We start from the raw sequence: 16,913 nt of genomic DNA, 5'->3' as shown, positions 1-16,913 counted from the left end.
GCTGATCAGGGTTCTGATGCCGGGGGCGTGGTCGGCGGCGACGGCACGAGCGGGTCGCGAAAGCCCGTATCCACCGGCCGGCCCGGCTCGGCTGCCCGGCCATTGCGTACCGGCGGCTTCGATGTGTTCCAGGTCTTGTAGGCCATGTAACCGGCGCCACCAATCATGCCCAGCTTCGACAGCTTCCAGGCCACGCGGCCAATCGGCGTCTTGCGCAGCAGGGGCAGGGCCAGCGTGATGGCCGTGCTCAGCATCGGGTAGTCACGCGTGACGCCAAACAGCTTGAGCCAGCCGGACGGCCGGGTCACGCGCGGCAGCCATGCGCCGAGGTTGGTCATGCGGCGGGCGCCGCCCTTGACCTGCCGCAACGCCTGGACGGCGTCGTAGCGTTCCAGCGCGGCGCGGGTGATCAGCAATTCCTTGCGGACTTCGAGCGGCAACCGCACCTCCCGCGTGAAGCGGACCGGGCGCGGATGCTCGTGGCGCGGATGGCTGTCGATCGAATCGTCTTCGGGCTTGGTCATTGGCGCAGCATCTCCCGGTCTTTATCAAGCTCGGCGAGCGTGGATTCGAACAGTGGCGGGGCGTTCTTTACCTTGTTGCGGGCCACCAGCAGGCAGGCCGCGGCACACACCAGGTAGAACACGACAATGGCGCCAATGGCCTGCCAGCGATAGGTTTCCCAGAACAGGATGGCCACGAGCAGCGTGAAGGTCATCAGCGCCATGCTGAAGAACACCAGCCCGAAGCAGGCCAGCAGCGCCACCTTCATCAGCCGCGTGCGTTCCTCGGCCAGTTCCACGCTGGCCAGTTCCAGGCGCGTCTGCAGCATCGACACCACGGAACCGACGAGGTTGCGAAGGGACTCCAGGAACTTGGGGGAATGGGATTCGCTCATGCGGCTCCGGCGATAAAGCGATGCGCCGGCATGGGCGGCATCTGCGAGGGAGGGGCTGGCGCGGCAGGATGGGGCCGCGCCAGTCCGGTCTTCGGTACAACATGCACCCGGCGCAGATGCGCAGCCGGGGCTTGGGCATGCGATGCGGGCGAGGGCTGCTGCCTGCTCGCCCTGTGCTTACTTGCGGTTCAGCAGCAGGCCGATCAGCAGGCCCACGCCGGCTGCCACGCCTACGGCGCGCCACGGGTGGTCGTGCACATAATCGTCGGTGGCGCGGGCGGCCGCCTTGCTCTTGGTCACGACAGCGTCTTGCAAGTCCTGGGCCTTCTCTTTGGCCTGCTTCAGCAAGCCCATGCCGCGCTCGCGCAGTTCGGCAGCTTTCTCGCCGGTGGTCGAGGCCGCTTGCTTAAGCAGTTCTTCGGCGTCGGACAGAACGGTCTTGACATCGCTCATCAGTTTCTCCTGTTTGCGGGCGGTTAGGTTCAAGTGGGTGACATTTTGCCTTGCCCGCTCGGGCTTGTGGCATTTCTTGTCTTCCACGTAGCATATGTGGCGGCCGGCCATCGTTTCAAGCTCGCCAGCACATGCAATATCCATGTCACGCTACGGGCCGGTGAAACGACGGTTTCTTGCCCCCGAAAATGGGGATCCAGGCCCGATCACCACGGTCTTTATGACTTCGAGTGATTTTGTAGTGACTTTATATTCGTTTGGGTTGGAAGGCAATCCAGCTAGGCTGGTTCCCCTGCATATACCTTTTCTTACTTCCGTAAAGTTTTTCTGGAGATTTCTTTCATGGCACTGCGTCTTGGCGATATCGCACCGGACTTCGAGCAAGAATCGAGCGAGGGCCGCATCGGCTTCCACGCCTGGCTCGGCGACAGCTGGGGCGTCCTGTTCTCGCACCCGGCCGACTACACGCCGGTCTGCACCACCGAACTGGGCCTGACCGCCAAGCTCAAGGAAGAATTCGGCAAGCGCAACGTGAAGGCCATCGCCCTGTCGGTGGACAGCGTGGAGTCGCATAAAGGCTGGATCAGCGATATCAACGAGACGCAGTCCACGTCGGTGAATTTCCCGATCCTGGCCGACAGCGACCGCAAGGTGTCCGAGCTTTACGACATGATTCATCCGAACGCGAATGAGACGCTGACCGTGCGCTCGCTGTTCGTGATCGATCCGAAGAAGAAGGTGCGGCTGATCATTACCTATCCTGCAAGTACCGGTAGAAATTTCAATGAAATCTTGCGCGTTATCGATTCGCTGCAGCTGACCGACAATCACAGCGTGGCCACGCCGGGCAACTGGCAGGATGGCGATGACGTGGTCATCGTGCCGTCGCTGAAGGACGAAGAGGTGATCCGCCAGAAATTCCCGAAGGGCTACAAGGCGGTGCGTCCGTACCTGCGCCTGACGCCGCAGCCGAACAAGTAAAGAAAAGCCGGGCGCGGGGCTTGGGGCCCCGGCCCGGCTCAGTACTGCTTTACCGTTGTCGTAAAACGGCGGGGTCGTGCCCGTCGTCTCCTTGGTAGTGTGCTTCCGCCCGGCTTTCCAGCCGGGCGTTTTTCTTTGCGCGTCCGCTCAGAAGAAGGCTTGCAGGCCAGTCTGGGCGCGGCCCAGGATCAGCGCGTGGATGTCGTGCGTGCCTTCGTAGGTGTTGACCACTTCCAGGTTCACCACGTGGCGAATCACGCCGAATTCATCCGAAATACCGTTGCCGCCCAGCATGTCGCGTGCAACACGGGCGATGTCCAGCGACTTGCCGCACGAATTGCGCTTCATGATCGAGGTAATTTCCACCGCGGCGGTACCTTCGTCCTTCATGCGGCCCAGGCGCAGGCAGCCTTGCAGGCCCAGCACGATCTCGGTCTGCATGTCGGCCAGCTTCTTCTGCACCAGCTGCGTGGCGGCCAGCGGGCGGCCAAACTGCTTGCGGTCCAGCGTGTACTGGCGGGCGGTGTGCCAGCAGAATTCCGCCGCACCCAGCGCGCCCCAGGCGATGCCGTAGCGGGCCGAATTCAGGCAGGTGAACGGACCCTTCAGGCCGCTCACGCCCGGCATCAGGTTTTCTTCCGGCACGAAGACCTGGTCCAGCACGATTTCGCCGGTGATCGACGTACGCAGACCCACCTTGCCGTGGATGGCCGGCGCGGTCAGGCCCTTCCAGCCCTTTTCCAGGATGAAGCCGCGGATGGCGTCCTTGCCATCTTCGCCCATGAGCTTAGCCCAGACCACGAACACGTCGGCGATCGGTGAGTTGGTGATCCACATCTTGGCGCCGCTCAGCTCGTAGCCGCCGTCCACCTTCTTGGCGCGGGTGATCATCGAGCCTGGATCGGAGCCATGGTTCGGCTCGGTCAGGCCAAAGCAGCCGATCCATTCGCCGGTGGCCAGCTTGGGCAGGTACTTCTGCTTCTGGGCTTCGCTGCCGAATTCGTTGATCGGCACCATCACCAGCGACGACTGCACGCTCATCATCGAGCGGTAGCCGGAATCCACACGTTCCACCTCGCGGGCGATCAGGCCGTAGCTGACGTAGTTCAGGCCCGGGCCGCCGTACTGTTCGGGGATGGTCGGGCCCAGCAGGCCCAGTTCGCCCATCTCGCGGAAGATCTCCACGTCGGTCTTCTCGTTCCGGAACGACTGCAGCACGCGCGGCATGAGCTTGTCCTGGCAATAGGCCGCGGCGGCGTCACGGATCATGCGCTCGTCATCGGTCAGTTGCTGGTCCAGCAGCAGGGGGTCGGCCCAGTGGAATTCGGCATTGGCAGCCATGGAGGTCTCCTTCTTTGGTGGCGCGGCGAAGGCGTCTCGTGCCTTCGTGGATACGGTCGATCAAAAAATCTTGGTTCCGCATTGCGGAACTTTGTTCCGATGAGCTAGTATAGCTGAACCGGTTCGCGCTGCAACAGGGGAAATCCGCGCCCCCACGTTTTGCGTTCGGCAATCGACCAACTATCAGGAGTTTCCTCTTGGCCACATCCACCGCCGCTGCCGCTGAACCGGTGCAGAAAGAGCGCGAAAGCGATCCGAATTTCGTCACCGCCCTGGCGCGCGGGCTGGAACTGCTGCGCTGCTTTCGTACGGGCGAGGCCATGCTCGGCAACCAGGATTTCGTGCGCCGCACCGGTTTCCCGAAAGCCACCGTCAGCCGGCTGGCCGGCACGCTGGTGCAGCTTGGCTACCTGCGCTATGACGACAGCCTGGGCAAGTACGCGCTCGACGCCGGGGTGCTGGCGCTTGGGTTCTCGTACCTGGCCGCGTCCGATGTGGTGGCGCTGGCGCGTCCGCACATGCTGGCGTTCGCGCAGTCCTACGGGGTGTCGGTGTCGCTGGGCAAGCGCGAGCGGCTGGAAGTCATCTATATGGAATCGATCCGGAACGATGCCGGCGTGATGCTGGGGCTGGGCGTCGGGTCGCGCCTGTCGCTGGTGTCCAGTTCGATGGGGCGCGCCTACCTTGCCGCCTTGCCGTCAGCCAAGCGCGACCGCGTGCTGGCCGAGTTCGCGCAGGCGTACCCTGAACAATGGAAGCAGCAGGAGGCCCCCACGCGCGCCGCGCTGGCCCAGGCCGAGCGCGACGGCTATGCCGCCTCGTTCCGCGACTGGCATCCGGCCATCCATGCTTGTGCGGTGGCGTTCCGGCCGGTCGGGGAGAAGGATCTGCATTTGCTTAGCTGCAGTGCTTCGTATGGGGCGGTCAGCGAGGAGACGTTCCGGGAAAAGCTGGCGCCGGCGTTGCAGGCGCTGGGGGCGAGGTTGTCGGATCCGGTGGGGCGCTAGCCGTCTTTCCTATCCCAATTGTTTTCTCCCCTCTCCCGCAACGCGGGAGAGGGGAGAAAACCAAGGGGGCGAGTCATTGCGTTCAAAGATCCGTCCGCAGCTTCCACAACTCCGGAAACAGCACCACATCCAGCATCCTGCGCAAATAGCTGACGCCTTCGGTCCCGCCGGTCCCCCGCTTGAAGCCGATCACGCGTTCCACCGTCGTGACATGGCGGAAGCGCCATTGCCGGAACGCGTCTTCCAGGTCGACGAACTTCTCGCCCAGTTCGTACAGTTCCCAATGCGCCGACGGATTGCGATAGACCTCCAGCCAGGCGGCCTCCACTGACGCGTTGTACTGCGTGGGCTGGGTCCAGTCGCGTTCCACCACGTCGGCGTCGATGCTGAAGCCACGGCGGGCCATCAGCCGGATGGCCTCGTCATACATCGACGGCGTGCGCAGCGCGTTTTCCACCAGTTCCAGGTGCTCGGTGCGGTGCGAGTGCGGCCGCAGCATGGCGGCATTCTTGTTGCCGAGGATGAATTCGATCTCGCGGTACTGGTATGACTGGAAGCCGGACGACGCGCCCAGGTAGGGGCGCATTGCCGAATACTCCGGCGGCGTCATCGTGGCCAGCACGTTCCACGCCTGCACCAGCTGGTCCATGATGCGCGACACGCGCGCCAGCATCTTGAATGCGGGGCGTAGCTGATCGTTCTTCACGCCGTCGCGGGCGGCGCGCAGTTCGTGCAGCATCAGCTTCATCCACAGTTCGGTGGTCTGGTGCTGGACGATGAACAGCATCTCGTTGTGGTCTGGCGACAGCGGGTGCTGGGCGTTCAGGATCTGGTCCAGGCCCAGGTAGTCGCCGTAGCTCATGTCGCCCGAGAAATCCATCTGTGCGCCATGCCATCGCGCGTCGTCGCCGGCGCCGTGCCCCATCGGGCATCCCTTCGATTCGCTCATGATGCCCTCCGCTCAGGTCACCGCGGTCCGCACGGCAAAGCGCGCGTCCCGGTAGGCGCCGCTGTCCAGCACGTCGCGCATGATTTCCACGGCGTCCCAGACCTCGGTGAAGCTCGTGTAGAGCGGCGTGAAACCGAAACGGGCGATGCCGGGCTCGCGATAGTCGCCGATCACGCCGCGCTCGATCAATGCGGCCACCAGGCCGTAGCCATTGGGATGGGCGAAGCTGACCTGGCTGCCGCGCTTGGCATGCGCGCGCGGCGTGACCAGCGTCAGCGGGTGCTTGTCGCAGCGTGCTTCCACCAGTTCGATGAACAGGTCGGTGAGCTTCAGCGACTTCGCGCGCAGCGCGGTCATGCTGGTCTGCGCGAAGATGTCGAGGCCGCATTCCACCATCGCCAGCGACGTCACCGGTTGCGTGCCGCACAGGAAGCGGCCGATACCTTTGGCCGGGGCGTATTGCGACGACATCGCGAACGGCGCGCCATGGCCCCACCAGCCCGACAGCGGCTGCCAGAACTGGTCGCGCAACGCGGGCGCGGCCCAGACAAAGGCCGGCGATCCCGGGCCGCCGTTCAGGTACTTGTACGTGCAGCCAATGGCGTAGTCGGCCTTGGCGGCGGTCAGGTCCACGGGCACGGCACCAGCCGAGTGGGCCAGGTCCCAGACGGTCAGCACGCCACGGGCGTGGGCCAGCTCGGTCAGGCTGGCCATGTCGAGCATCTCGCCGGTCTTGTAGTTGACGTGGGTCAGCATCAGCACGGCGGTATCGGCGCCGACGGCGGTGTCGATCTCGTCGGGGCTGTTCACCAGGCGCACTTCGTAGCCTTGCTGCAGCAGGTCGGCCAGGCCTTGGGCGATGTAGAGATCGGTCGGGAAGTTGCTGGCCTCGGACACGATCACGCGGCGCGCCGGATCACGTTGCTGCTGCACGCGCAGCGCGGCGGCCAGCACCTTGAACAGGTTGATCGACGTGGTATCGGTGACCACCACTTCATCGTGCCCGGCACCGATCAGCGGCGCCAGCAGATTGCCCAGCCGGCCGGGCATGTCGAACCAGCCTGCGGTATTCCAGCTACGGATCAGGCCATCGCCCCATTCGCTGCTGACCACCTCGGCGGCACGCGCGGCGGCGGCACGCGGGCGGGCGCCCAGCGAATTGCCGTCGAGGTAGATCACGCCCTGGGGCAGGGCAAATTGTTCGCGCAGCGCGCGGAGCGGGTCGTCCCGGTCCAGCGCCTGGCACCGTTCGCGTGTCAGGTTGGTCATGCTTTGTCGTCTTGTCAGGTGTTCGGAAGAAATCAGAGTTCGCGCAGCACCGCGCGCACCGGGCTGGCGTCCAGCGTGGCCAGTCGCAGCGGCAGCGCAATCAGTTCGTAGTCGCCGGCCGGCACGTCGTCCAGCACGATGCCTTCGAGAATGGCCAGCCGGTGGTCGCGCACCGCGTGGTGGGCATCCATCGTCTTGGAGGTTTCGGGGTCGAGCGACGGCGTGTCGATGCCGATCAGCTTCACGCCCAGGCGCGCCAGCAGCGCGATGGTCTCGGGCGCCACGGCGCAGAACGACGAATCCCAGTTCGCCAGCGGCACGCGCTGGTAGGTACGCAGCAGCACGCGCGGCGGCACGTCGGCCAGCGCCGGTTCGATGTGGTGCGGCTCCACGCGCGGCGCGGCGCCGATGCAGTGAATGACGCGGCAGGGGCCCAGATAGGCGTCCAGCGGCACGTCGCCAATCGGCGCGCCATCGGCCGCGTAGTGCAACGGGGCATCGGCATGAGCGCCCGTATGCGGGGACATTGTGATACGGCCGACGTTGACCGGACAGTGTTCGTCCAGCTGCCAGGCGGGCTCGTGCCGGAAGGGCGTGTCGCCAGGCCATACGGGCGTGGCATTCGACACCGGCGGGGTGATATCCCAGATGCGGCGCGAAGGGGTGGAAACGGGGGCGTTCTGCATGGTGACTTTCGATCTCCGGGGCGCGTTTCTGAAGACGCGGTGCGTGTGGGGATCATAGTCAAAACCTCAAAAAAGAGGCTTGCGAAATGACCTGTGGATGGCGGCATCTTTCGCATAAAATTGTGTGGGCAAGACAAAAAACCGTGGATTCTGCGAAATGACCCTCGATCCGATTGATTTGCGCATCCTGACCGCCCTTCAGGAGAACGGCCGCATCAGTAACCAGGACCTGGCCGATCGTGTGGCGTTATCGCCATCCGCGTGTCTGCGACGGGTACGCTTGCTGGAGGAAAACGGGGTGATTGGCGGCTACAAGGCGTGGTTCGATGCCGAGCAGCTAGGGCTGGAGATCGAGGCGATCGTGCAGGTGTCGATGCGGCACGACGTGGAGGGCTGGCATGACACGTTCAACGCGGTCGTGCAGACCTGGCCCGAAGTGCTGACGGCCTATGTGATCACGGGCGACAGCAACTACATCCTGCGGGTGCAGGCGCGCAACCTGAAGCACTACTCCGATTTCATCGTGAACCGGCTGTATCGCACGCCCGGTGTGATGGATATCCGCTCCAACATCGTGCTGCAGCGGATCAAGACGGACGGATCGCCGCTGGCGATCCTGAAAGAGGCAGGGACGCCGGCCGCTTAGTCGAGGGGCTGGAGCGTCGAGAACGCGGCGCCGTGGAAGACCAGTGGCTGGCCCCCAGCGTCGAGGATGCCGCAGCGCTCCACTTCGCCGACGAAGATCACGTGGTCGCCTTCGTCGTAGCGGCTGCGGTTGTGGCATTCGAACCAGGCCAGCGCGTTGGCCAGGATGGGCAGGCCGGTCTCGGACAGCCGGTAGTCGACCCCCGCGAAGCGGTCGCCCTTGAGCGTGGCAAAGCGCTTGCACAGGTCGAGCTGCGACGCCGCCAGCACGTTGATGATGTAGTGCGAGCCGTTGCGGAACATCGGCAGGCTGTTGGTGCGCGTGCCCATGCTCCACAGCACCAGCGGCGGGTCCAGCGATACCGAATTGAACGAACTGGCCGTGATGCCGCAGAACGGAGCGCCGTTGGCATTGGGATGCCCGTCCGTGCGCGTGGTGATCACCGTCACGCCGGTGGCGAATTGCGACAGCGCGCGCCTGAAGTGCTCGTTGTCGAAATCGGGGGCGGCGGCTTTGCGCCTGGCCTTGGCCAGGTCCTTGGCCTCAAGCATGCCCATGTCTTGGGCTCCACATAAATCCATGATCTTCATATCGGGATGGCCTGCGCGCATTCAATTGGCCAAACCTATGCCACGGGCGCGGCAATTTCGGTGCCTTGGCACACACACGGTGCGTGCTGCCGGTCACGCGCTGATTGCGCGATTGTAGCGGACTTATGACATGGCGCCCCTGAGTGGCGCATGCGGCTCTCATGAGGGATTCTTGATAGCGCTTGTTTCATTTTTGACGGCAGCACGCGCGGGCATTGCTTATGCTGGAAATTCGATGCCCGCACGAGCCGGCGCGGCATTGGACATCCCTGAATGGGAAAAGGAGCGAGCAGATGGATCGTGAACTCGAAATCGCCACGCTTGGCGGCGGGTGCTTCTGGTGCCTGGAAGCGGTATTCCAGCAGGTAGACGGCGTGCGCGCCGTGGAGTCGGGGTACACCGGCGGCCATGTCAGCCACCCCACATATCGGCAGATTTGCGAAGGAGACACGGGACACGCCGAAGTGGTGCGGGTGACGTTCGACCCGGCCACGATCACGTTCCGCGAGATCCTCGAGATCTTCTTTTCGATCCACGACCCCACGCAGCTCAATCGCCAGGGCAACGACGTGGGCACCCAGTATCGCTCCATCGTCTTCACGCATTCCGAGGCGCAGCGCGCCGTGGCCGAGTACGTGATTGGCGAGTTGGTGGCCAACAAGGTGTTCGATGCCCCGATCGTCACGCAGCTGGAGCCCGCGCAGCCGTACTGGCGGGCCGAGGCGAGCCATCAAAACTATTTCCAGGAGCATCCGGCACAGGAATATTGCGCGTTTGTGATCACACCCAAGCTGGCGAAATTCCGCCGCGATTACGCGCACCGCATGCGACGCTAGGCCGGGCGCGCTGGCTTAGAGCCGGTCGGCAATGGCTGCGGCCAGCCGCGCGATGCTGAGCGGCGCGCAGCCTTCTGCATTGTTGCTGACGATGACGTAGGCCGGCTGGCCTGTGCGCAGCGTGCGGGCCACCACGTCGGCGATGGCGTCACGCGTCTCGTCGTCGGGGTCCGCGAGCTTGTCGAAGGGCATGAACGCCTTTTCGGCCATCGCATAGGAGCGGCCCTCGCGCAGCATCCAGCGCAGCACCAGCGGGCCCGGCGCGCCGTCGTCCATCAATGACTGGGCCTGCGCCTGGCGCGGCACGGGCGGCAGGCGGTCGCGCGCGGCCAGGCAGAAGCGCACGCCGCGTTCGCGCAGCAGGCGGATATAGCGCGGTGTCAGCAGCGCCGAATCGCGCATTTCCACGGCATAGCAGGCGTACGGCGTCAACGCCGGGTCCAGTGGCGGCAGCGCGGCCAGGAAGGCGTCGAGCCGGGCGAAAAACGACGGGCCGTCGTCGGCCACGCTTTGCAGCGGCGACAACTGGAACAGCAGCGGGCCGCAGCGTTGGCCCAGCCCGCTCGTGGCTGGCACCACAAAATCGCGGATGGCGATCTCGGGGTCGAGGAACGCCGCATTGGCCAGGCGTCCCGCGCCATCGGGGCCGCGCAGCCATGCATCGCACACGCTGGCCGGTGCCTTGACCAGGAAGCGGAAGCCTTCGGGCACCTGCGACGCGTAGTTCATGTAGTCGGCAATCGGGATCGGGCCATAGAAGCCCCGGTCGATGCCTGCCGCGCGCAGCAGCGGATGCCGGGCGCAGGCGCGCAGACCCTTGCGGGACAGCAGGCTCTCGGTGTACTGGCCGTCATAGACCAGGCCGTGCCAGCCCGGATACGACCACGAGGATGTGCCGAAGTACAGGTTCGCCGGCAGGCTTTGCCCAAGCGCCGTCAGCGTGGCATCTGCCGTCCAGGGCTGGACGACCTTGCCAACGGGCTGCTTCTTTTCGGGATGGCCAGCCGCGGCGGGCCGGGGCGGGGTTTCCGGCGATGCCGTGGCATCGCCGAACAGGTCAAGGGTGTCAGTCAAGCTTCAAGCGTCAGGTCACTCGGCGTTGCCGATCGGAGAGGCGTAAATATAGCGCCGCGAGATCGGGAATGTATCGGCGTTGCGATCGGCTTTCTGGCACACCACCTGGTGCAACGACATGATGCTATTGGTGAACGCATGCTCGCAACCGGCCAGGTACACGCGCCAGATGCGATATTTCTTCTCGCCCACCACGGCCCGGATGGCGTCGGCATTGGTCTCGAAGTTGTCGGCCCAGTGCCGCAGCGTCTGGGCATAGTGCCGGCGCATCAGCTCGACGTCGAACGCTTCCAGCCCGCCCTTGGCCATCGTGTTGAGGACCATGCTGATGTGCGGCAGCTCGCCCTGCGGGAACACGTAGCGGTCCATGAAGCCCGAACCGTCCAGCGGCACCTCGCCGCTGTCGGGGTCGGTGGCCGTGATGCCGTGGTTCATGGCCACGCCGTCGTCCTTGAGCAGGTCGTGGATGCGCCCGAAGTAGTCCACCAGGTTGTCCTTGCCCACATGCTCGAACATGCCAACGCTGGTGATGCGGTCGAACTGGCCCTGGATGTCGCGGTAGTCCTGCAGGCGAACCTCGATGCGATCCTGCAGTCCGGCTTCCTTCACGCGCTCGGTGGCCAGGTCGAACTGGTTCTGGCTCAGCGTGATGCCCACGCAGTGCGCGCCATACTTCTGCGCGGCGCGGATGACCAGCGCACCCCAGCCGCAGCCGATATCGAGCAGGGTCTGCCCGGGCTGCACGCGGATCTTGGTCAGGATGTGGTCGATTTTCTTGAGCTGCGCGGTGGCCAGGTCCTCGGTGCCGTCCTCGAAGTAAGCGCAGGAGTAGACCATGCGCGGGTCGAGCCAGAACTGGTAGAACTCGTTGGACACGTCGTAGTGGTACTGGATCGACGCCTTGTCCTCGGCCTTGCTATGAGTGAATTGCTGCGCCACCTTGGCCAGCGCGCCACCGGCGCTGCGTGCGGCGGCGGTGGACATGCCGTAGCCCACCTTGATGATGTCCGTCAGGCGGCCATCGAAGTCGATCTTTTCCTGGACGTACGCTTCGCCCAGGTTATCCAGGCTTGGCATCAGCAGCAGGGGCAGGGCGGACGCCTCGCGTACCGTCAGCGTGACTTCGGGCTTTTCGAAATTGCCCAGCTGGTATTCCTTGCCGTTCCAGAGACGAATCTTGACCGGCAGGTTGGCATGCTGGCGCAGATCGGAAATCCAGCTGTCGAGTTGTTTGTCGATGGCTTGCTTGAAGAACATGCGGCTTTCTCCCGATTGGTTGTTTTTCCTCTCGAATGAAATGCCCCACGGTCGGCTGCGCATACTGCGTGACGAACCGCAGCACTGGCCTGGGGGCGCACCGATGCATGGCCGGTGCGGCGACTCAACAACTTTACGCCAAAATACGCAATTGTGCAGTGCAGGTCCCCGTACCCCTGCACTTCACGGATTCAGCCATGCCGACAGAAACTGACGCGAGACGCCGGCTCAGGGCGACAGGCGCACGATCTGCCAGCTACCGTCGGCCTGCTGGCGGAACCCGATGCGGTCGTGCAGGCGCGACGGGCGGCCTTGCCAGAATTCGATCCAGGTAGGTCGCACGCGATAGCCGCCCCAATGCGGCGGACGCGGCGGATTCTCGCCGAAGCGGTTGCGGAAGTCGGCCTCGCGCGCCTCCAGCACGTCGCGGCCGGCCACTTCGCGGCTCTGCTCCGACGCCCAGGCGCCCAGGCGCGAACCCAGCGGACGCGACGCGAAATAGGCATCGCTCTCGGCATCGGGCACCTTCTCGACCACGCCTTCGACGCGGACCTGGCGTTCGAGCTGTACCCAGTGGAACAGCAACGCGGCGCGCGGGTTGGCGTCCAGATCCAGGCCCTTGCGGCTTTCGTAGTTGGTGAAGAACGTGAAACCGTTCTCGTCCATGCCCTTGAGCAGCACGATGCGCGCGGACGGCTGACCGTCAGCGCCAACCGTGGCCAGCGTCATGGCGTTCGGTTCGGGCAGCTTGGCCTGCATGGCCTCGTCGAACCAGGTCTGGAACTGGCGGATCGGATCACCCGCCACATCGGTTTCGGATAGCGCGCTCAGCATGTAGTTGCGGCGCAGGTCGGCGAGTTGGGTCATATCGCATGTCGAAGAGTCGGTCCGCATGCAGGGCCGCATGCGGACGGGGATGCTTCGAGTATAGCGAATGCGCCGCACAGCGCATTTGCGCCAAGGCAATGCGGAATGGCCGTTTTACGGGTTAGTGGCCGCTTGCCGAATCGGTCAGTTCGGGCGCGGCGACCTTGCGTGTCTGCCGGCGCGAATAGTAGTTGGCCATGCCCATCGCGCCGGCCATCGACAGGAAGATGGGCAGCATGCCCAGCGCGGTGCCGACCACGCCGAACGTGAGCGGCCAGACCACCTGGCTCGTATTGAGTACGGCCGAACGCAGTCCCAGCGCCTCGCCGGCGCGGCCCGACGGCGACACCGTGTGCAGGATGTTCATCACGTTGGGCTGGGCGCTGCCCAGGGCCAGGCCCAGCACGAATGCCAGGCCGCACATCAGCCAGAAATGCGACACGAACGGATAGACCAGGTACGCCAGCGCGCCCACCAGCAGGGCCAGGCGGATGATCTTCCATTCGGAGAAATGGCGCGACACCATCGGCATGGCCACCCGGATGGCCAGCGTGGCGATGGAGAAGGCCCCCAGCACCCAGCCGATCATCGACGGCGACAGCCCGATGCGCGTGCCCTGGATTGGAATCAGGAACGCGTGCAGGTCCCATGCTGCCGACAGCACCGCGCTGGCGACGAACACGGCGCGCAGTTCGGGGTGCTGCAGCAGGTCCAGCGTGGAATGGCGCGTGCCGTCGTCAATGGCGATGCGCCCGGCATTGCCGCCGACGGCCGGCAGGCGGGGCCGCACGTACTGCAGGCCGGCCTGGCCCAGCAGCGCCACGCCCACCAGGATGCAGAACGCCGCGCGGAATCCGGCGTGCTCGATCGTGTAACCCATGGCCACGGGGCCAAGCGTGCCCGAGATCGATAGCCCGAGCGCATGCCACGTGTAGTTGCGCAGCCGGGTCTCGTTGGTGGAGACCTGGCCGATCAGCAGTTGCATGGCCACCTGCACGAGCATGAAGCCGACCCCGATCAGCGCGCAGGCCGCGTACAGCGAAGAAATGTCGTGCCAGACGGCGGGCAGCAGCGTGCCGGCCAGCACCATCAGTGACCCCGCCGTCATCGGCAGGCGCGGTCCGATCTCGTCGATGCGCTTGCCCGCGCGAATCGCCAGGAACATCGGCAGCAGCGCGTAGAGCGACATCAGGATGCCCAGCGTGACCGTGGACGCCTTGAGCGAGATGGCAAATAGGGAAACGACGACACGACTGGCGTTGAACGCCACGTGATTGCACACCGTCAGCGCGATCAGCCAACTGATCGGGGGGACGGCGGCATAAGGCAACGTCATGGCAGGGGGCGGGGCTGGGAGTGGTTCGCGCCGCCGGCAAGGGTCTCCGATCCGGACGATAAGACGCGCGAAAAAGAAAATCAGTGCGGCCGAAGCCGCACCTTACAAGGCACCGGCGGCTCAAAAAGCCAGCCGCTGATGGCGTTGCGTGTCGTTGTTCATTAATTGCTTGCTTAATCAACGACCAGTCGATTATGCGACTGGCAGTGGAAGATGCACAACATCGGCGTGGGAGGGGCGTGCCAAATCCGCAACACTGTGGGAGAAGTGTTGCGGATCTGCCAGCGAAGGCGGGGCTTGCGGGGAAGGGCGGACGTCAGCCGCCCTGGTAGAGCTGTTTGTCGTTGTTCGGACGCGACGGATTCTGCTGCACCGTCGGCGCCGGAATCCGTGGCCTGGTGGGCGGCGGGGCGGGCTCGCCGCGTGCCGCGTCGGACTTCGTCGGCGATTCGGGCACGGCCGGCCCCGCCTGCTGCTGGCCCTTCGGGGCGTTCGGCCCCTGGTAGGTCTTGCCGGGCGGCGGCGCGGTGGGGCGCTTCTTGAGTTCGGCCAGCAGGGTGGCGCACTGGCTCTCGTCGCCACCGGGCGAAATGTCGAGCAGCGGCACCACCAGCGCCACCGGGGCCGTCAGCGCCAGCGCCAGCGCGCCGCCGGCCCGTAGCGCGAGGATGGCGATGTTGGGGCTGACCGACGGGTTCTTGAACGTGCCGCCCACATAGAGCGGCGAGCGCAGCGAGATGATGCGCAGCCCCTTGGAGTCGGGGTGGATCGTCAGCGCCAGGCGTTCGTCCTTGAAATCGACGGCGCCTTCGGTGGTGATGACGGCGTCCTGGGTATCGAGTACGAACGTCTGGGCGCGCGCAATGCCGTTCTGGATGCCGAACGCGCTGACGCCGCAGTTGATCTGCACGGGTTTGTCGCCGAACAGCTTCGAGATCACCACGCTGCCCACGTTCAGCCCGATGGCTTCGAGAATGAACTTGCTGACGGTGCCGTTTTCGACCAGCAGCTTGGTTTCGCCGTTGGACGAACCCAGCAGCGCCGCCACCGAGTTGCCCGTGGCCGACAGCTTGGCGCTGCCATTCACCTCACCGATGCTGGCGCGCGCGCTTTCCACCTTCGGGAACAACTGCTTGATCTTCAGGTGCCGCGCGGTCATGTCGACCATGGCGCCCATCGGTTCGCGCTTGCCGTCGAGCCTGATCGTGGACACCAGGTTGCCCCCGGCCACGCCGAAGTTGAGCGGATCGAGCAGCAATACGCCATCGTTGAGCTTCAGATGAGTGGTCAGGTCAGTGATCGGCAGATCCTCGTCGCGCACGATGCGCTTGCCCGTGAACTTCACGTCGGCGTCGATCTCGTCCCAGCGTTCGGTACGGAACGGCGCCACCGGCAGGGCCTTGTTGGCCGGCTGCTTGACCGGGCTGTCCTTGGCGGCCTGTCCCGGCTTGGCCCCGCCGCCAATCAGCGGCGCCAGGTCGGCGAACAGCAGTTGCCTGGACACCAGTTCGCCCGACAGCAACGGACGCGGCGAGCGCTGCGCGAACGTGAGCGTGCCGCCGATGTCACTGCCGCCCACCTTGCCACTGAAGTCGCGATAGGTGTACGTCGACGCCCCCTTCTTCAGCGTGGCCACCAGCCGGCCGCGCGTTTCATACGGCGGCGTCGACGGCAGCACGATGCCGGTCAGGTTGTAGAGCGACGCCATGCTGTCGCCGGCCAGCGTCAGGTGCACGTCGAGCGCGCCTAAGTGCGCGGGATTGGTCAGCGTGCCCTCGATGGTTGCCCGCGTGGCACCGACGCGTACATCGGCCTGCACCGGGTAGGGCGTGTTCGCGTCGCGCAGGCTCAGCACCGTGCCGGCCTTGCCGTTGGCGTTGATGGTGGCCTGGTTGTAGTGCCCCACGGCTTTCCAGCGGATGCCGTAGCGGTCGTCGTTGTTTGCTTTGGTACTGGCCTTGTTGTCGCGCGCATTGGCGTCCGGCGCCGACGCGGCGGCCAAGCCCTGCGACGCCGCCACCGCCGAGGCGTCCGACGGCATCAGCACGCCGTCGCGCGCCTTGTCGTACAGGGCCTGGTCGCCGACGGTGTCCAGCGTGGCTTGCAGTTCGATCTTCTCCGCGGCGTCACTGACCGACAGGTTGCCGCGCTGAAGCACCACCTCGCCCACATCGAGATGCCATTTCGACTGGCCCGAGTCGGTCTTTTCGCCCATGTCGAAAGTCCAGTTGTTGCGCTTGTCGGCCAGCCGTTCGAGCCACACGGCCGGGCTGTCGACGACGATGGTGGGCACGCTGATCTCGTGGGCCAGCAGCGGCAGCGGACGCAGGATGAAGATCAGTTCGCGGATCGAACCCATGTTGGGCGCCTTGGCCCAGTCGGGGTTGCCCACCGTGATGTCCTTGGCGGACAGGCGCGGCCAGGGCACGAACGTACGCCAGCCCCTTTCGCCCTGGGCTTTTTTCCATGTGACCGTCAGGTCGCCGTTGATGGCGAACGGGCGGCCAATGGATTCCGACACCTTGTCGTTGAGCCACGGCTTGAGCCGGTTCCAATCGAAGGTCAGGATGAGGATGACAAGTAGCGCGATCAGCGCCAGTGGCGTGAACACGCTCCAGAAGACGACTTTCTGGCGACGCGAGGCGGGCATGAGGGGTGAACTCCTGTTGGCGGCCGTGCGGCGGATCGACCACTGCATTGGTATTGTAGAAATGGCAGCGGCG

General features: G+C 64.9%; 17 protein-coding genes. 4 read left to right on the top strand and 13 right to left on the bottom strand.

Annotation, left to right across the window (positions count from 1 at the left end; genetic code table 11):
* Positions 1 to 5: 5 nt before the first annotated feature.
* The 3 genes from MFF62_RS19175 to MFF62_RS19165 form a co-directional block, all read right to left on the bottom strand.
* A complete protein-coding gene (locus MFF62_RS19175) occupies positions 6 to 524 on the bottom strand; it encodes a DUF3318 domain-containing protein (protein ID WP_238264704.1) in 519 nt (172 codons plus the stop codon).
* Positions 521 to 898 carry a phage holin family protein gene (locus tag MFF62_RS19170; protein WP_238264703.1) on the bottom strand — a complete coding sequence of 126 codons (378 nt, stop codon included), beginning with the start codon at positions 896 to 898 and terminating at the stop codon, positions 521 to 523. The genes MFF62_RS19175 and MFF62_RS19170 overlap by 4 nt, the downstream gene beginning before the upstream one ends.
* A 177-nt stretch (positions 899 to 1,075) precedes the next feature.
* The gene (locus tag MFF62_RS19165; protein WP_006162945.1) at positions 1,076 to 1,351 is read right to left on the bottom strand and encodes an ElaB/YgaM/YqjD family protein; all 276 of its coding nucleotides are present in this window, start codon (positions 1,349 to 1,351) and stop codon (positions 1,076 to 1,078) included.
* Between the two features lie 342 nt (positions 1,352 to 1,693).
* On the opposite strand from MFF62_RS19165, the gene MFF62_RS19160 reads away from it, so the two are divergent.
* A complete protein-coding gene (locus MFF62_RS19160) occupies positions 1,694 to 2,332 on the top strand; it encodes a peroxiredoxin (RefSeq protein ID WP_238264702.1) in 639 nt (212 codons plus the stop codon).
* A gap of 147 nt (positions 2,333 to 2,479) precedes the next feature.
* Here the strand turns inward: MFF62_RS19160 and MFF62_RS19155 are convergent, their stop codons facing one another.
* Positions 2,480 to 3,673 carry an acyl-CoA dehydrogenase gene (locus tag MFF62_RS19155; protein ID WP_238264701.1) on the bottom strand — a complete coding sequence of 398 codons (1,194 nt, stop codon included), beginning with the start codon at positions 3,671 to 3,673 and terminating at the stop codon, positions 2,480 to 2,482.
* A gap of 197 nt (positions 3,674 to 3,870) precedes the next feature.
* On the opposite strand from MFF62_RS19155, the gene MFF62_RS19150 reads away from it, so the two are divergent.
* Positions 3,871 to 4,680 (top strand): IclR family transcriptional regulator, encoded by an 810-nt coding sequence (locus MFF62_RS19150; RefSeq protein WP_238264700.1) that lies wholly within the window; start codon positions 3,871 to 3,873, stop codon positions 4,678 to 4,680.
* An 82-nt stretch (positions 4,681 to 4,762) separates the two neighbouring features.
* On the opposite strand, the gene kynA is transcribed toward MFF62_RS19150, so the two are convergent.
* Genes kynA through kynB form a run of 3 tightly spaced genes read right to left on the bottom strand, consistent with a single transcriptional unit; the run spans position 4,763 to position 7,584 of the window.
* Entirely contained in the window at positions 4,763 to 5,629 is an 867-nt protein-coding gene (gene kynA, locus MFF62_RS19145) for a tryptophan 2,3-dioxygenase (protein ID WP_238264699.1), read from the bottom strand.
* A 12-nt stretch (positions 5,630 to 5,641) separates the two neighbouring features.
* Positions 5,642 to 6,898, bottom strand: a complete 1,257-nt coding sequence (gene kynU, locus MFF62_RS19140; RefSeq protein ID WP_238264698.1) for a kynureninase — start codon at positions 6,896 to 6,898, stop codon at positions 5,642 to 5,644.
* Positions 6,899 to 6,930: 32 nt separating this feature from the next.
* Entirely contained in the window at positions 6,931 to 7,584 is a 654-nt protein-coding gene (kynB, locus tag MFF62_RS19135; protein ID WP_238264697.1) for an arylformamidase, read from the bottom strand.
* A gap of 157 nt (positions 7,585 to 7,741) precedes the next feature.
* Between kynB and MFF62_RS19130 the strand changes: the two genes are divergently transcribed.
* Positions 7,742 to 8,230: an Lrp/AsnC family transcriptional regulator gene (locus MFF62_RS19130; protein WP_238264696.1), complete on the top strand. Its 489-nt coding sequence runs from the start codon at positions 7,742 to 7,744 to the stop codon at positions 8,228 to 8,230.
* Here the strand turns inward: MFF62_RS19130 and MFF62_RS19125 are convergent.
* A complete protein-coding gene (locus MFF62_RS19125) occupies positions 8,227 to 8,787 on the bottom strand; it encodes a flavin reductase family protein (RefSeq protein ID WP_238264695.1) in 561 nt (186 codons plus the stop codon). The genes MFF62_RS19130 and MFF62_RS19125 overlap by 4 nt on opposite strands.
* Positions 8,788 to 9,113: 326 nt before the next feature.
* On the opposite strand from MFF62_RS19125, the gene msrA reads away from it, so the two are divergent.
* The gene (gene msrA, locus MFF62_RS19120; RefSeq protein ID WP_238264694.1) at positions 9,114 to 9,656 is read left to right on the top strand and encodes a peptide-methionine (S)-S-oxide reductase MsrA; all 543 of its coding nucleotides are present in this window, start codon (positions 9,114 to 9,116) and stop codon (positions 9,654 to 9,656) included.
* A gap of 15 nt (positions 9,657 to 9,671) precedes the next feature.
* Here the strand turns inward: msrA and MFF62_RS19115 are convergent, their stop codons facing one another.
* From MFF62_RS19115 to MFF62_RS19095, 5 genes are all read right to left on the bottom strand, one after another.
* Positions 9,672 to 10,730, bottom strand: coding sequence for a DUF72 domain-containing protein (locus MFF62_RS19115; protein ID WP_238264693.1), 1,059 nt, complete (start codon positions 10,728 to 10,730; stop codon positions 9,672 to 9,674).
* A gap of 15 nt (positions 10,731 to 10,745) precedes the next feature.
* Positions 10,746 to 11,987 (bottom strand): SAM-dependent methyltransferase, encoded by a 1,242-nt coding sequence (locus tag MFF62_RS19110; protein WP_238264692.1) that lies wholly within the window; start codon positions 11,985 to 11,987, stop codon positions 10,746 to 10,748.
* Positions 11,988 to 12,215: 228 nt separating this feature from the next.
* Positions 12,216 to 12,854, bottom strand: coding sequence for a pyridoxamine 5'-phosphate oxidase (gene pdxH / locus MFF62_RS19105; protein ID WP_238264691.1), 639 nt, complete (start codon positions 12,852 to 12,854; stop codon positions 12,216 to 12,218).
* A 121-nt stretch (positions 12,855 to 12,975) separates the two neighbouring features.
* Positions 12,976 to 14,190, bottom strand: coding sequence for an MFS transporter (locus MFF62_RS19100; RefSeq protein ID WP_238264690.1), 1,215 nt, complete (start codon positions 14,188 to 14,190; stop codon positions 12,976 to 12,978).
* Positions 14,191 to 14,506: 316 nt separating this feature from the next.
* Positions 14,507 to 16,840, bottom strand: a complete 2,334-nt coding sequence (locus tag MFF62_RS19095) for an AsmA family protein (RefSeq protein ID WP_238264689.1) — start codon at positions 16,838 to 16,840, stop codon at positions 14,507 to 14,509.
* Positions 16,841 to 16,913: the final 73 nt, after the last annotated feature.

Origin of the sequence: Cupriavidus pauculus, assembly GCF_022179805.1 — a bacterium.
Taxonomy (GTDB): domain Bacteria; phylum Pseudomonadota; class Gammaproteobacteria; order Burkholderiales; family Burkholderiaceae; genus Cupriavidus; species Cupriavidus pauculus_E.
Note: the sequence above shows the minus strand (reverse complement) of the source record. Positions and strands in the feature narration are given on the sequence as shown.